The 13,704-nt window shown below is 65.5% G+C and carries 13 protein-coding genes; 10 read left to right on the top strand and 3 right to left on the bottom strand.

What is annotated here, in order from left to right; all coding sequences use genetic code 11:
* Nucleotides 1–310: 310 nt before the first annotated feature.
* Nucleotides 311–1,219, bottom strand: a complete 909-nt coding sequence (gene nhaR, locus C662_RS03005; protein WP_002924799.1) for a transcriptional activator NhaR — start codon at nucleotides 1,217–1,219, stop codon at nucleotides 311–313.
* 153 nt (nucleotides 1,220–1,372) lie between these two features.
* Here nhaR and C662_RS03000 point away from each other — a divergent pair, with 153 nt between their 5' ends.
* The 4 genes from C662_RS03000 to tilS all read left to right on the top strand — a co-directional run bounded on the left by C662_RS03000 (nucleotide 1,373) and on the right by tilS (nucleotide 4,968).
* Nucleotides 1,373–1,720, top strand: coding sequence for an HPF/RaiA family ribosome-associated protein (locus C662_RS03000; protein ID WP_002924797.1), 348 nt, complete (start codon nucleotides 1,373–1,375; stop codon nucleotides 1,718–1,720).
* Nucleotides 1,721–1,770: 50 nt separating this feature from the next.
* Nucleotides 1,771–2,433, top strand: a complete 663-nt coding sequence (locus C662_RS02995) for a Bax inhibitor-1/YccA family protein (protein ID WP_002924795.1) — start codon at nucleotides 1,771–1,773, stop codon at nucleotides 2,431–2,433.
* Between the two features lie 167 nt (nucleotides 2,434–2,600).
* Nucleotides 2,601–3,566 (top strand): acetyl-CoA carboxylase carboxyltransferase subunit alpha, encoded by a 966-nt coding sequence (locus tag C662_RS02990; RefSeq protein WP_002924793.1) that lies wholly within the window; start codon nucleotides 2,601–2,603, stop codon nucleotides 3,564–3,566.
* Nucleotides 3,567–3,642: 76 nt separating this feature from the next.
* Nucleotides 3,643–4,968, top strand: a complete 1,326-nt coding sequence (tilS, locus tag C662_RS02985) for a tRNA lysidine(34) synthetase TilS (protein ID WP_037984037.1) — start codon at nucleotides 3,643–3,645, stop codon at nucleotides 4,966–4,968.
* Nucleotides 4,969–4,980: 12 nt separating this feature from the next.
* On the opposite strand, the gene C662_RS02980 is transcribed toward tilS, so the two are convergent.
* Complete coding sequence (locus tag C662_RS02980) at nucleotides 4,981–5,586, bottom strand: response regulator transcription factor (RefSeq protein WP_002924787.1); 606 nt, start codon at nucleotides 5,584–5,586, stop codon at nucleotides 4,981–4,983.
* The gene (locus C662_RS02975) at nucleotides 5,583–7,517 is read right to left on the bottom strand and encodes a sensor histidine kinase (protein ID WP_002924785.1); all 1,935 of its coding nucleotides are present in this window, start codon (nucleotides 7,515–7,517) and stop codon (nucleotides 5,583–5,585) included. Before C662_RS02975 ends, C662_RS02980 begins: the two co-directional genes overlap by 4 nt.
* A 243-nt stretch (nucleotides 7,518–7,760) precedes the next feature.
* Between C662_RS02975 and C662_RS02970 the strand changes: the two genes are divergently transcribed.
* From C662_RS02970 to ispG, 6 genes are all read left to right on the top strand, one after another.
* The gene (locus tag C662_RS02970; RefSeq protein ID WP_002924783.1) at nucleotides 7,761–8,765 is read left to right on the top strand and encodes a TRAP transporter substrate-binding protein; all 1,005 of its coding nucleotides are present in this window, start codon (nucleotides 7,761–7,763) and stop codon (nucleotides 8,763–8,765) included.
* A 141-nt stretch (nucleotides 8,766–8,906) separates the two neighbouring features.
* The gene (ndk, locus tag C662_RS02965) at nucleotides 8,907–9,332 is read left to right on the top strand and encodes a nucleoside-diphosphate kinase (RefSeq protein ID WP_002924781.1); all 426 of its coding nucleotides are present in this window, start codon (nucleotides 8,907–8,909) and stop codon (nucleotides 9,330–9,332) included.
* 132 nt (nucleotides 9,333–9,464) lie between these two features.
* Nucleotides 9,465–10,613: a 23S rRNA (adenine(2503)-C(2))-methyltransferase RlmN gene (gene rlmN, locus C662_RS02960; RefSeq protein WP_002924779.1), complete on the top strand. Its 1,149-nt coding sequence runs from the start codon at nucleotides 9,465–9,467 to the stop codon at nucleotides 10,611–10,613.
* Nucleotides 10,610–11,416 carry a type IV pilus biogenesis/stability protein PilW gene (gene pilW / locus C662_RS02955; RefSeq protein WP_083485725.1) on the top strand — a complete coding sequence of 269 codons (807 nt, stop codon included), beginning with the start codon at nucleotides 10,610–10,612 and terminating at the stop codon, nucleotides 11,414–11,416. The genes rlmN and pilW overlap by 4 nt, the downstream gene beginning before the upstream one ends.
* A complete protein-coding gene (locus C662_RS02950) occupies nucleotides 11,413–12,360 on the top strand; it encodes a helix-turn-helix domain-containing protein (RefSeq protein ID WP_002924777.1) in 948 nt (315 codons plus the stop codon). Before pilW ends, C662_RS02950 begins: the two co-directional genes overlap by 4 nt.
* 14 nt (nucleotides 12,361–12,374) lie before the next feature.
* Entirely contained in the window at nucleotides 12,375–13,628 is a 1,254-nt protein-coding gene (gene ispG, locus C662_RS02945) for a flavodoxin-dependent (E)-4-hydroxy-3-methylbut-2-enyl-diphosphate synthase (RefSeq protein ID WP_002924776.1), read from the top strand.
* Nucleotides 13,629–13,704: the final 76 nt, after the last annotated feature.

Here is a 13,704-nt window from a genome sequence, read left to right as displayed (position 1 = left end):
AGGGTATAGAAGTGCGTTGATTTTATTGATTCTTTGGGCTTAATCCTGCGCCACAAAAGGGGCCGGGGGCAGATTCAAAATCCGCCGCCGCAAGGTGTGTGGGTTCGAGTCCCACTCCCGGCACCATGACGATCGGCGTCAGCGTTTCAAGACGCCCGATCCGCGGCGGCCATGCCCTGCCGGCCACTTGTCGGCCCACCCGGCCACAAGCGCGCCATTCTTACGATTCCCTCATTCCGTTCCATCGCCAACGCCGTCCGGAAGCCGTGGCAAGCCCGCGATTCTGTACGGGCTGCGAGCGAAAATCAAATCAGTCCGCGGTGGAGCCGCCGAGCTGATGACGCGCGGCTCCTTCGCTGATCGCGCGCACGGCGGGGTGTGTCAGCCTGCGTTCGACCGAGATCGCGTAATAGGTTTCGGTCACACCCCTTGCGTCTCCCAGATGCACCATGCCCGCCTGCCGACACAACTGCTCGCCGACCAGCGATGCGCTCGGGAACAGTCCGGCGCCCGCTTCCGCGAATGCACGCATCAGGGCGCTGTCGTCGAATTCGCCGACGATGCGCGGCCTTAGCCGTTCGGTTTCCAGCCAGCGCAGCAGCGGCGTGCGCACGCTCGCCTCGGCGCCCGGGAGCAGGAGCGGGGCGCCGTCGAGGCATGCCGGGAAGCTGCCTTGCAGTGCGTCTGCCAGTGTGGGTGTGGCGTACAGGCCGATGGTCGAGGTGCCGAGCGCGTGGCTGTAGCCGCGTACGTCCATGCTTGGCGGTAGCGGGCTGTCGGCGAGGACGACGTCGAGCTTGTGGATGGCGAGTTCGCCGAGGAGGGCGTCGAACTTGCCTTCCCGGCACACGATGCGCATCGGCTCGGCCAGATCCATCGACGGCGCAAGTAGCAACCAGGCGATGGCCTTCGGCACCACGTCGGCAACGCCCACCCTGAAGGGCATGGCGCGCCCGGCCGAGCGGCTGCGCAGTGCTTCCTCGAGCTCGCTGCCGAGGCGAAAGATCTCCTCTGCATAGTCGAGCACCATGCGTCCCGTCTCGGTCAGCGCCAGCTTGCGGCCCTGTCGCTTGAACAGATTGACCCCGAGTTCGGTCTCAAGTGCGGCGATCTGGCCGGATACGGTTTGTGGCGCCAGCCCGGAACGTTCTGCGCCGCGGACGATCCCACCGGCACGGGCAGCCGTCCAGAAGTGGTGTAGTTGCTTGTAGTTGAGCATGGATGGCTCCCGTAGGCACAGGATGAAGATACTTCGATAAAACCAGATAAAGATTCAGTTGAACCAGGATTTTATCGAAGAGTCTGAGCGTTAGTATCCGTCGAGGCGTGGTGCCCGACGGCAATCGCGCAACAAGAACGAAGGAGACTGCATATGCGTATCGATCTGCACTGCGACAATGTCGAGGCTGCTCCCGGGCTGCGTGACTATGTGACGCGACGGATGCAGTTCGCCATCGGGCGTTTCCGCGACCACATCCAGTGGGCGCGTGTGAAAGTGGCCGATGTGAATGGGCCGCGAGGCGGCACCGACAAACGATGCGTGGTACAACTGCGGCTGCGCAATCTGCCGGACGTGGTGTTCGCCATCACCCAGATCGAGGTGCGGGCGGCGGTCGACGAGGCTGCAGACCGTGTTTCGCGTGTGCTCGCGCAGCGTGTCCGGCGCAGTCAGCGGCCGGTGCGCAGCGTGGCGCCCCAACTTGACGCAGTACCTGCCTGATCGGCGTCGTTCAAAACAATTCAACAACTTCCCCTGGAGGAATGCTCGAAATGGAAAACCGCATGACGATGACGCGCTCCGAAGCGTCGGTCCTGTCGACCAACAAGGTCATCCGCAACACCTACATGCTGCTGTCGTTGACGCTGGCTTTCTCGGCGCTCACCGCGGGCTTGTCGATGGCGATGGGCTTGCCCCACCCGGGCTTGATCCTGACCCTGGTCGGTTACTTCGGCCTGCTTTTCCTGACGAGCAAGTTCCGTAACAGCAGCCTCGGCATCGTGTTCGTGTTCGCCCTGACCGGCTTCATGGGCTTCACCCTCGGTCCGATCATCTCGGCCTACCTGTCGCTGCCCAACGGCAGCAGCATCGTGATGCAGGCGATGGCGGGCACGGCGGCGATCTTCCTGGGCCTTTCCGCGTATGCGGTGACGACCAAGAAGGACTTCTCCTTCATGGGCGGTTTCCTGATGGTCGGCATCCTGGTCGCCTTCCTGGCCGGTCTTGGGGCGGTGTTCTTCTCGATCCCCGCGCTGTCGCTGACCGTATCCGCGGCCTTCGTGCTGCTGATGTCGGGCCTGATCCTGTATGAGACCAGCAACATCATCCATGGTGGCGAGACCAACTACATCATGGCCACGGTGACGCTGTTCGTCTCCATCTTCAATCTCTTCACCAGCCTGCTGCACCTGCTGGGCTTCGCCAACAGCGACTGACCCGCTGGCGCCGACAGGCGCTCGGGGCAGGGCATCGGGGCGGCCGCCATCACGGGGCCGCCCCGATGCGTTCGGCGGCCTGAATGCGGCAGCGCAGCGAAGACGGTGCGCGTCGCCGTCCGGGCGGCGTTACAATGGCGGACATTTTTTTGACTGGGAACGGCTGGATGAAAACCACCTTTCTGGATTTCGAAACGGCAATCGCCGAACTGGAAGCGAAGATCGACCAGCTTCGCTTCGTGCAGGATGACCCGGCTGTAGACATCTCCGAAGAGATCGGGCGCCTCGAGGCCAAGAGCCAGTCGCTGACCAAGGATCTCTATGGCAAGCTCACGCCGTGGCAGATTTCCCAGGTTGCGCGTCACCCCCAGCGCCCCTATACGCTGGACTACGCCGAGCTGATCTTTACCGATTTCAAGGAGTTGCACGGTGACCGTGCCTTTGCCGACGACAAGGCGATCGTCGGCGGCCTGGCGCGTTTCAACGGGCAGTCCTGCGTCGTCATCGGCCACCAGAAGGGGCGGGACACCAAGGAGAAGATCGCGCGCAACTTCGGTATGCCCCGTCCCGAGGGCTACCGCAAGGCGATGCGGCTGATGAAGCTGGCCGAGAAGTTCGGCCTGCCGGTGTTTACCTTCGTCGATACGCCGGGCGCCTACCCCGGCATCGGTGCCGAGGAGCGCGGCCAGTCCGAGGCGATCGGCCACAGCATCTACCTGATGGCCGAACTGCGCGTGCCGATCATCAGCACCATCATCGGTGAGGGCGGTTCGGGTGGGGCGCTGGCGATCGCGGTCGCCGACCAGGTACTGATGCTGCAGTATTCGACCTATTCGGTGATTTCTCCCGAGGGCTGCGCCTCCATCCTGTGGAAGAGTGCCGACAGGGCGCCTGATGCAGCCGAGACGATGGGTATCACCGCCGCGCGACTCAAAGCCTTGAACCTTGTCGACCGGGTCGTCAATGAGCCCGTTGGTGGCGCGCACCGCGATCCGCGCGCGATGGCCACCGCACTCAAGCGTGCGCTTGGCGATGCGCTGCGCGAACTCGAGGCGCTCACGCCCTCGGAGCTCGTGGCCCAGCGCTACGACAAGCTCATGAGCTACGGTCGTTTCAAGGACAAGGCGGCCTGAGCGCCGCCGTGTCGTCGCGTTCCAGCGCAGGGTGAGCGCTGGCCACCATGAAGCTCCGCCCGAGGTGAATGGGCCCATGCTTGCTGCCGTCGCGCAGTGCCTGCGCCGTGCCGGGGTCGGAGCGGGCGCGCGACTATGCTGCGCGTTGTCCGGTGGTGTCGATTCCGTTGTCCTGCTGGAGCTGCTGCATCGTCTTCGGCCCGAGGTGGGGTTCAGTCTCGAGGCCGCTCATGTCCACCATGGGTTGAGCCCCAATGCGAGCGCCTGGGCCGATGCGTGTGAGGCGCATTGCGCGAGGCTCGGCGTTCCCTTCCAAGTCCTCAGGGTCGCGGTCGATCCTGCGCACAGCGGCGGTCCGGAGGCGGCGGCGCGCGCAGCACGGCATGCCGCGCTCGATCGCGTACCGTGCGACTGGATGGTGTTCGGCCATCATCAGGATGATCAGGCCGAGACCCTGTTGTTCCGGCTGCTGCGCGGTGCGGGGGTCGCGGGCGCTGCGGCGATGGCGGTGTCCGTTGCGGCTGCGCCCGGGCGTCCCGGGCGTCTGCGGCCGCTGCTGGGTCAGCGCCGAGCCGGCATCCTGGCGTGGGCGCGGCGCGAGGCGCTCTCATGGGTAGAGGACGAGAGCAATGCCGACCTCCGCTTCGCTCGCAATATGCTGCGCCACCGCGTGCTGCCGAGCCTGGAAGCAGCATTCCCGTCCGCAGTGCCGATGCTGGCGCGCGCCTGCGCCAACTTTGCCGAGGCCGAAGGCCTGCTCGCCGACCTGGCCGAGCTCGATGCTCAAATGTGTGGGGGGCGAGTCTGGCGGGCGAGCAGTGTGCTTGGGCTGAGCGTGCCACGGCAGGCGAACCTGTTGCGATGGCGCCTGCGCGAGTATGGCGCGCAGGCGCCATCGCGAGGGCGCCTGGAAGAGGCTCTGCGCCAGCTGGCGACGGCGACAGACGTACGGCCGCTGCGCGTGGCCTTGGGAAATGGCTGGGCGTGTTGCGTTTACCGCGGAGTGCTGTGGCTGGAGGGGGTCGAGGAGGTCTCTGTGCAGGCGCGGGAGTGGCGCGGAGAGGCCGCGCTGCCGTGGGGGGGCGGCCTGGTGCGATTCGAGTGTGGCCTTGGGGTCGGCCTCAGCCGGGTACGCCTGCAGGAGGCGGAGCGACTTATGCTGGCCGCGCGCGCGCCCGGTGTGCGGCTCCAGCTGGCACCCGGGCGTCCGCGCCAGCTGCTGCGCAAGCTCTGCCAGGAGGCGGGGGTGCCGGCCTGGCTGCGTGATCGCATGCCGGTGCTATGGGCCGATGACGCGCCGGTGTGGGTGGCCGGTATCGGCATCGCCTGCAGTCACGCCTGTGCGCCTGACGAGGCCGGTGTGATGCCGCGCTGGGAGCCGGGCGCGCGGGCCGGCGCCTGAGCCAGGGCTGGCTCAGCTGCGCAGGGTCGTGAGTATCTGAGCCAGTTCGACGGCTGAGCGGACGTCCATCTTGTCGAAAATGCGCGAGCGGTGGGCTTCCACGGTGCGCATCGAGATCGACAGCTCATCGGCGATGACCTTGTTGTACTTGCCCTCCAGAATCAGGTCCATGACCTCGCGTTCGCGGCAGGTCAGCGTTGCAAGTCGTGCTTCGATGGTCTCGCGGCTGGCTGCGGCGCGCTGGCGTTCTGCGTCAGCGGCGAGCGCCGTCTCCACGAGACTGACCAGGTCGTGGTCGTTGAAGGGCTTCTCGATGAAGTGGAACGCCCCCTTCTTGAGCGCAGCGACCGCCATCGGCACGTCGCCATGGCCGGTGATGAAGATCACTGGCAGTTCGCATCCGCGCGCAAGCAGGGTGTCGAAGCACTCGAGGCCGCTCATTCCTGCCATGCGGATGTCGAGCACAATGCATCCGCGCCACTGCGGACTCCACGCTTCGAGGAAGTCCTCGCCGCTTGCCCAGGTCCGGCAGGCGACGCCCCGTGTCTTGAACAGCCATTGCAGGGCGTCCCGGATGGCCTCGTCGTCATCGATGATGTGGGTGCAGGCAGTGCTCATGCTGGATCGGGTTCCACGGGAAGCGACAGGGTGAAGATGGTACCGCCCCCGGGGCGTGCTTCGAAAGTCAGGCGGCCGTGATGCAGTTCGGCGATCGAGCGGCAGATGTTGAGCCCCATGCCCATGCCGGCGTTCTTGGTGGTGAAGAAGGGCTCGAACAGCCGTGCCGCCGTCGCTGCGTCGATACCGGTGCCGCGATCGGCGACCGAGATGATGACCTGGCGGTCCTTGAGGGCCGTGCTGATCAGCGCCTGGCGCTGTGCCGCGGGGGTGTCGTGCATGGCGTCCATGGCATTGCGTACGAGGTTGATGACGATCTGTTCGATCATCACCGCGTCGGCGGCCACCGGCGGGAGCTTGCGCGCAAGCGAGCTTGCAATCTGGGTGCCGCGTTTGCGCGCGTCGGCCTCGATCAGGGCGACCGCGTCGCGGATCACGGCGTTGAGATCAAGCGCTTCGAGCCGGGGTTCGGAGCGGCGCACGAAATCATGCACGCGGCGGATGATGTCGCCGGCTCGGCGTGCCTGGCGGGCGATGCGTTCGTGGATGTCGCGCAGTTCGTCGCGGTCCAGTTGACCGCTTTCGAGGCGGTTGATGCAGCCCGAGTTGTAGCTGGCGATGGCCGCCAGCGGCTGGTTGAGCTCGTGGGCAAGGGTCGAGGCCATTTCGCCCATGGTGATCAGGCGCGAGCTCTGCTGCAGCCGCTCTTCCTGCTGGCGCGCATGCTCGAGTGTGCGCTTCTGCTCGGTGATGTCGAGCACCGAGCCCATCCAGCCTGCATGGCGCCCCTGCGGGTCGATGAGCGGGGCCTCGAGTACCAGCGCATCGAGGATGTCCCCGTTCTTGCGTCGCAGGCGCACCTCGGTGCCCTGTGGTGAGCTCCCCCCGGACATGATCTCGCGGTGCAGCTCGAAGGTCTCCTCGAGGTGCTCCGGATCCCAATAGGGCATGGGGGGTTTCAGGCCGACCAGTTCGTCGGCCTCATAGCCGGTCATGCGGCAGAAGGCGGAGTTGACGTAGGTGAGGCGGCCGTCGAGGTCGCGGGCGCGCATGCCGGTGATCAGCGAGTCCTCCATGGCCTTGCGGAAGGCCGATTCGGCACGCAATGCGGCTTCGGCCTGCTGACGCCTTGCCAGCTCGCGCCGCAACTGGATCACGCTCCAGATGATGATGCCGGCCAGCAGGACCAGGGAGGCACCGAGGAGCAGCGGGATCCAGCGCGTTTCGTACTTGTAGGCGGTGATCTGCAGGGTGAGGCCGTGGCCGGGCGGGTCGAAGGGCATGGTGTAGGCCAGCCATGCGGACACGGGTGCGACCTTCGACTTGGCCGCGATCTCACGGTCGTCGGCGTCGAGCACCGCGACGCGATAGCGTTCGGAGAACCACCAGGGCAGTTCGCGCACCACCAGGTCGGAGAGCGAATATACTCCGACGACAACGCCCAGCAGCGCTTCGTTGGACCACACCGGTACATGAACCTCGAAATGGTGGGCGCCGTTCGTGGTGGGGTAGGTGGGGCCGTAGACCGGTCGGCCGAGTGCGCGCGCGAGCTTCAGGCTGGGCTCGCCGGGAACCCCGGCGGAGCCCTCGTCGCCAGCGTGAGGCCGCGGTGTGGGTGGCAGGGCGCCTGCGATACGTCCGTCGGCGCGCACCCAGATGATCTGCACCAGGCCGCGCTCCTGGTTCAGCAGGCTGGACAGGCGGGCTTCGGTGGGTGCTCCCAGCGTCTGTCCGGCAAACAGCTCGGGGCCGATCTGCTGCAGGTGGATTTCGTTGCGGTCGAGATGGAAGCGCAGGTTCTGTTCCATCCACAGCACGTCGTTGATCAGCGTGGTGCGCTGTTCGTCGGTGTCGTGGGCGCGGGTGAGCCAGACAAGCGCGGCGATCGCAACCACGAACAGGCCCAGCGTGAGGTAGGGCAGCTGCTGCATCCACCGCCTGCGTGCGACGGTTTCGGTGCTGGGGGCGTGTCGAGTTGAGGGCGCTTGAGTCATCGGGCTGGGTGCGGTGCAGCAGGAAAGGCGCGGCGGCGCGGTGTCAGGCTCCCACAATAGCAGGCGGCAAGGCGGTGCAAGAAGTGGATGTCCGGCACGAAGTGTCCACGCGGATCGGATCAGGTGCACGACCTGCTTGTACTGCTCGACGCGTCCGGGTGTGCGAATGGAGGAGGTGAGATGGGTTTGCGTGCAGTTTTACTTGGCGTGCTTGCGTTCGGATTGTCGGCCGCAGTTTCGGCTGCGGATCCTGTCGTCATCCGCTTCAGCCACGTCGTGGCCGCGGACACGCCCAAGGGCAAGGCCGCTGAGAAGTTCAAGGAGCTCGCCGAGCGCTACACCGAGGGAGCGGTCATCGTCGAGGTCCATGCCAACAGCAGTCTGTACAAGGACAAGGAGGAAATGGAGGCGCTTCAGCTTGGCGCGGTCCAGCTGCTGGCGCCGTCGCTGGCGAAGTTCGGCCAGCTCGGAATGCGCGAATTCGAGGTGTTCGACCTGCCTTACATTTTTGACGGCTATGAGGCCTTGAACAAGGTCACTCAGGGGCCGCTGGGCCAGCAACTGCTGTCCCGGCTCGAGGCGCGGGGGATCAAGGGGCTGGCATTCTGGGACAACGGCTTCAAGTCATTCTCCGCCAACTCGCCGATCCGCCGCCCTGAGGACCTGCGTGGCAAGACGATGCGGATCCAGTCGTCCAAGGTGCTCGACGAACAGATGCGTGCGCTCGGAGCACTACCGTTGGCGATGGCTTTTTCGGAGGTCTATCCGGCCTTGCGTGCAGGCGTGGTGGATGGCACGGAGAATCCGCACTCGAATCTCTTCACCCAGAACATGCACGAAGTGCAGAAGCATGTGACCCTGACCGAGCATGGCTATCTGGGCTATGCGGTGATCGCCAACAAGCGCTTCTGGGACCGCCTGCCGGCCGATGTCCGGGTTCGGTTGGAGCGTGCCATGGCCGAATCGACGGCTTACGCCAACCGTATCGCCAAGGAAGAGAACGACAGGGCGCTCGAGGCTGTACGCGCCGCCGGCACTACCGAGATCTACGAGCCGAGCGCACAGGAGAAGGCGGCGTTCAAGAGGGCGTTGATCCCTGTGCACAGGACGATGGAGGGGCGCATTGGCAGCGAGCTGATCCGTGCGATTCATCGTGAGACGGGCTTCGATTCTTCGGGGCACTGATCCGCGGTGTCGATGGTGCTGTCTGCGCAGCCGCTGTCACTGCGGCACTCGCCGGACGCATCGGTGTCACACGAAACCTGCTAAAATCTTGCGCTTTTTCCAAACTTTCCGCTTTAACCAAGCACAGTCCCGGAGTTATCCATGGCAATCGAACGCACCCTGTCCATCATCAAGCCCGACGCCGTCGCCAAGAACGTGATCGGCCAGATCTACGCCCGCTTCGAAGCGGCCGGTCTCAAGATCATCGCCGCCAAGATGGTGCACCTGTCCGAGCAGGAAGCCGGCCAGTTCTACGCCGTGCACAAGGAGCGTCCCTTCTTCAAGGATCTGGTGTCCTTCATGACCTCCGGCCCGGTGATGATCCAGTGCCTCGAGGGTGAGAACGCCATCGCCAAGAACCGTGAGCTGATGGGCGCCACCGACCCGAAGAAGGCCGACAAGGGCACCATCCGCGCAGATTTCGCCGATTCGATCGACGCCAATGCCGTGCACGGCTCCGACGCTCCCGAGACGGCTGCCGTGGAAGTGGCTTTCTTCTTCCCGGGCATGAACGTTTACTCGCGCTGAGCGGTCCGTACCAACGGCCCGTCGCGCACGCTTCGCGGTGCGTCCCGCACCGCATGCGGCGTGTGCGGGCCGTTTGCATTACGGGCGGCCTGCGATTTGAGGCCGCTGCTGCCATAAGGTGTGGTTTCAGGCATGAGCACTTCCAAGCCGGTCAATCTGCTTGACTTCGATGTCGATGGCCTCGTCGCCTGGTTCGCCGGGCTGGGCGAGAAGCCTTTTCGCGCCCGCCAGGTGATGCGCTGGATGCATCGCGAGGGCTGCGACGACTTCGATGCGATGACCGACGTCGCCAAGTCCCTGCGCGCCAAGCTCAAGGAGATCGCCACGATCCGCCCGCCGGTACCGGTGCGCGATTCGATCTCGGCCGACGGTACGCGCAAGTGGCTGCTCGACGTTGGCAACGCCAATGCGGTCGAGACCGTGTTCATCCCCGAGACCAACCGCGGCACGCTGTGCGTGTCGTCGCAAGCGGGCTGCGCGCTCGATTGCGCGTTCTGCTCAACCGGCAAACAGGGATTCAACCGCAACCTGAGTGCGGCGGAAATCGTTGGCCAGCTGTGGCTGGCCAACAAGCTGCTGGGCGCCGCCAGGGCCGATGCGAGTGAGTCCGTGCAGGAACTCGAAGCCGGTGACAAGGACAATGGTCGCATCATCAGCAATGTGGTGATGATGGGCATGGGCGAGCCGCTGGCCAACTTCGACAATGTCGTCACCGCGTTGCGCCTGATGCTCGACGATCACGCCTACGGCTTGTCGCGCCGCCGCGTTACGGTGTCGACATCGGGCATCGTGCCGGCCATGGACCGCTTGCGCGAGGAGTGCCCGGTGGCGCTCGCGGTGTCGCTGCACGCGTCCAACGACGCATTGCGCGACCGTCTCGTCCCGATCAACCAGAAATACCCGCTGCGCGAGCTGATGGCGGCCTGTCAGCGCTACCTCGAGCGTGCGCCGCGCGACTTCGTGACCTTCGAGTACGTGATGCTCGACGGCGTCAATGACAGCGATGCGCATGCGCGCGAGCTGCTTGCACTCGTGCGTGACACACCGTGCAAGTTCAATTTGATTCCCTTCAATCCATTCCCGAACTCGGGCTTCGAGCGCTCGCCGGCGGAACGTATCCGCCGTTTTGCCGGTATCCTGATTGACGCTGGCATTGTCACCACCACGCGCAAGACGCGCGGCGACGATGTTGATGCGGCCTGTGGCCAGCTCGCAGGCCAGGTCCAGGACAGAACTCGGCGCACGGTGCGTCTGACGCAGATCACGGAGGAACGAAGATGAGACATCGTCCGCTGCTAACTGCCGCAGCAGTGGCGGCTGCGCTGCTGGCCGGGTGTGCGACGGTCCCTGGCGGCTCGGCGTTCGATTCCGCGGCCGCGAGCCGGCCGCTGTCGGATGTTACGCCGGCTACACCCGAGGAGGCGCGGGCTCATGTCCATGTCGAGTTGGGCATGGCGTACTTCGAGGTCGGGCGCTACGACGTTGCGCTCGACGAAGCCAGGATCGCACTTCAGGACAGCCCCAACTATGCCCCGGCCTTCCACCTGCTGGGCCTCGCCTACATGCTGGTCGATGAGCTGGCGGCGGCGCGGGACAACTTCGAGCGCGCCCTGCGCATAGCGCCGGGAGATCCGGATTTCAACAATAGCTATGGTTGGTTCCTGTGTCTGCAGGGCAAGGAAAGCGAGGGGCTCGAGCGGCTCGCGATGGCTGCGCGCAACCCTTATTACCGCTACCCTGGCCGGCCGCTGACGAACGCGGGCCTGTGCGAGCTGCGGCGCAAGGACGATGCCGGCGCCGAGCTGCAGTTCCAGCGTGCACTGCAGGTCGACCCACAGAACGGCCTCGCGCTTTTCCACCTCGCCGATATTGCCTATCGCGGCGGACGGCTGGAGCAGGCGCGTACGCATCTGATCCGACTGCACCAGCAGCAGGGGCCGACCGCCGCGTCGGCCTGGCTCGGTCTGCGCACCGAGCGCCGGCTCGGCAATCGAGATGCCGAGGCGAGCTATGCCTCGCAACTGGGCAGCCGCTTCGGCAATTCCAGTGAGTATCAACTGATGATCCAAGGACAGTACGAGTGAGCAGCCAGCAGCCAGATCAATCCGTTCGGCCCGATGCCGCAGCCGAGGCGGCAGCGTCTGCGGGCACGCGGCTGCGCCGTGCGCGCGAAGCACGGGGTGAGTCGGTGCACGAGGTCGCCTTTGCCCTCAAGCTGCGCCCGCGGCAGATCGAAGCCCTCGAACGTGACGACTTCGCTGCGCTGCCCGGCATGGCCTTCGTGCGCGGCTTCATCCGCAATTACGCGCGCTACGTGGGCGTGGATGCCGCGCCCCTGCTCGACAGCTTGCAGCACGCTTCGGTTGCCGGCTCGCCCGACCTTGCGCCCATTAGCAACGCCGATGGCGACCTGCCGAGTGGATCCGGTTCGCGGCGTGCGAGCTTTCCGCTTGGCGCTGTCGTGGTGGTGCTGGTCGCGCTCGTTCTGGCGGGCTGGTATTTCGACTGGTTCCAGACCGAGCCGGCGACCACCGCTGGCGACGACACCAGCGAGGCGGTCCCTGCATTTGTCCAGGCGCCGATGCAGCCAATCAGTCCGCCTGCGGTAGAGCCTCCGGCAGCCGAGGAGGCTGCGGCTGCCGAGGCGAATGGTGGCTCGGAGGATAGTGCGGCGCCTGCCGCCGTCAGCGAACCGACGGCAGGCACTGCCGCTGCGGGCGGTGATGGCAGCGTCCAGGCCGAGGCGGCGCCTGCGCCGTCAGCCGCGCCCGAGGCCGCAGCTGACGGCGCGGGCAGGCAACTGGTGTTTCGCTTCGGTGCGGACTCCTGGGTCGAGGTGCGTGACGCTTCCGGCAGCATCCTGCATTCGGGCACCAATCGTGCGGGCAGTTCGCGTACGGTCCAGGGTACGCCCCCGTTCGTCTTGGTCGTTGGCAATGCCAGCAGCGTCAATCTCGAGTTCGATGGTCAGCCGGTCGACCTCGCGAAGCATGTCCGTGGCTCGGTTGCCCGTCTGACCTTGCGTTGAGTGCTTTCCCAGTCATGAATCAAGAACAGATGCCCATTCCCGCTTGCCCGCTGGCTCGCCACAATACGCGCCAGGTCATTGTCGGCAAGGTCCGAGTCGGTGGCGACGCACCGGTCGTCGTGCAGTCGATGACCAATACCGATACTGCTGATGTGCTCGCCACGGCGATGCAGGTCGCCGAGCTCGCACGCGCGGGATCGGAGATCGTGCGTATCACGGTCAACAACGAGGCCGCCGCGAAGGCCGTGCCGCATATCCGCGACCGCCTGCTGGCGCTGAACATGGATGTGCCGCTCGTTGGCGACTTCCATTACAACGGCCACAAGCTCCTCACCGATTTTCCGGCTTGCGCCGAGGCGCTCGCGAAGTTCCGCATCAACCCCGGCAACGTGGGCGCGGGCAGCAAGCGTGACCCTCAGTTCGCTGCGATCGTGGAGCTCGCCTGCCGCTACGACAAACCGGTACGCATCGGTGTCAACTGGGGCAGTCTCGACCAATCCGTGCTCGCGCGCATCATGGATGAGAATGCCAGTCGCGCCGAACCGCGCGACGCGGGAGCCGTGATGCGCGAGGCGCTCGTGGTCTCCGCGCTGGAGTCCGCTGCCAAGGCCGAGGAGTACGGCCTGGGGCGCGAGCGCATCATCCTGTCGGCCAAGGTTTCGAGCGTGCAGGATCTGATCGCGGTGTATCGCGAACTGGCGCGGCGCAGCGACTACGCCCTGCACCTGGGCCTGACCGAGGCCGGCATGGGCAGCAAGGGCATCGTGGGCTCCACGGCCGCGCTCGCGGTGCTGCTGCAGGAGGGCATCGGCGACACCATCCGCATCTCGCTCACTCCCGAGCCAGGCGGCAGTCGCACGCAGGAGGTCGTGGTCGCGCAGGAGATCCTGCAGACCATGGGGCTGCGCGCGTTCACTCCCATGGTCACCGCGTGCCCCGGTTGCGGACGTACCACCAGCACGTTCTTCCAGGAACTCGCCTCGGGCATCCAGGACTACGTGCGTGCGCAGATGCCGGTCTGGCGCGAGCAGTACGACGGAGTCGAGAACATGACGCTGGCGGTGATGGGCTGCGTGGTGAATGGTCCGGGCGAGAGCAAGCATGCCAACATCGGCATTTCCCTGCCCGGCACGGGTGAAACCCCGGCTGCACCGGTGTATGTCGACGGCGAGAAGGTGGTGACCCTGCGCGGTGACAACATCGGTGCCGAGTTCAAGGCCATCGTCGACGAATACGTGGCCACGAAATACGTCAGGAAGGGCGGCTGAAAGGCGCCCGGCCGGGCCGCCAGCCTCAGCCGCAAACCATAACGAGCGCGCAAAAGCGCAACAACGCAATAACGCA

The sequence above is a fragment of the Thauera sp. 28 genome (genome assembly GCF_000310145.2).
In the GTDB taxonomy this organism is placed as follows: Bacteria; Pseudomonadota; Gammaproteobacteria; order Burkholderiales; family Rhodocyclaceae; genus Thauera; species Thauera mechernichensis.
Note: the sequence above shows the minus strand (reverse complement) of the source record. Positions and strands in the feature narration are given on the sequence as shown.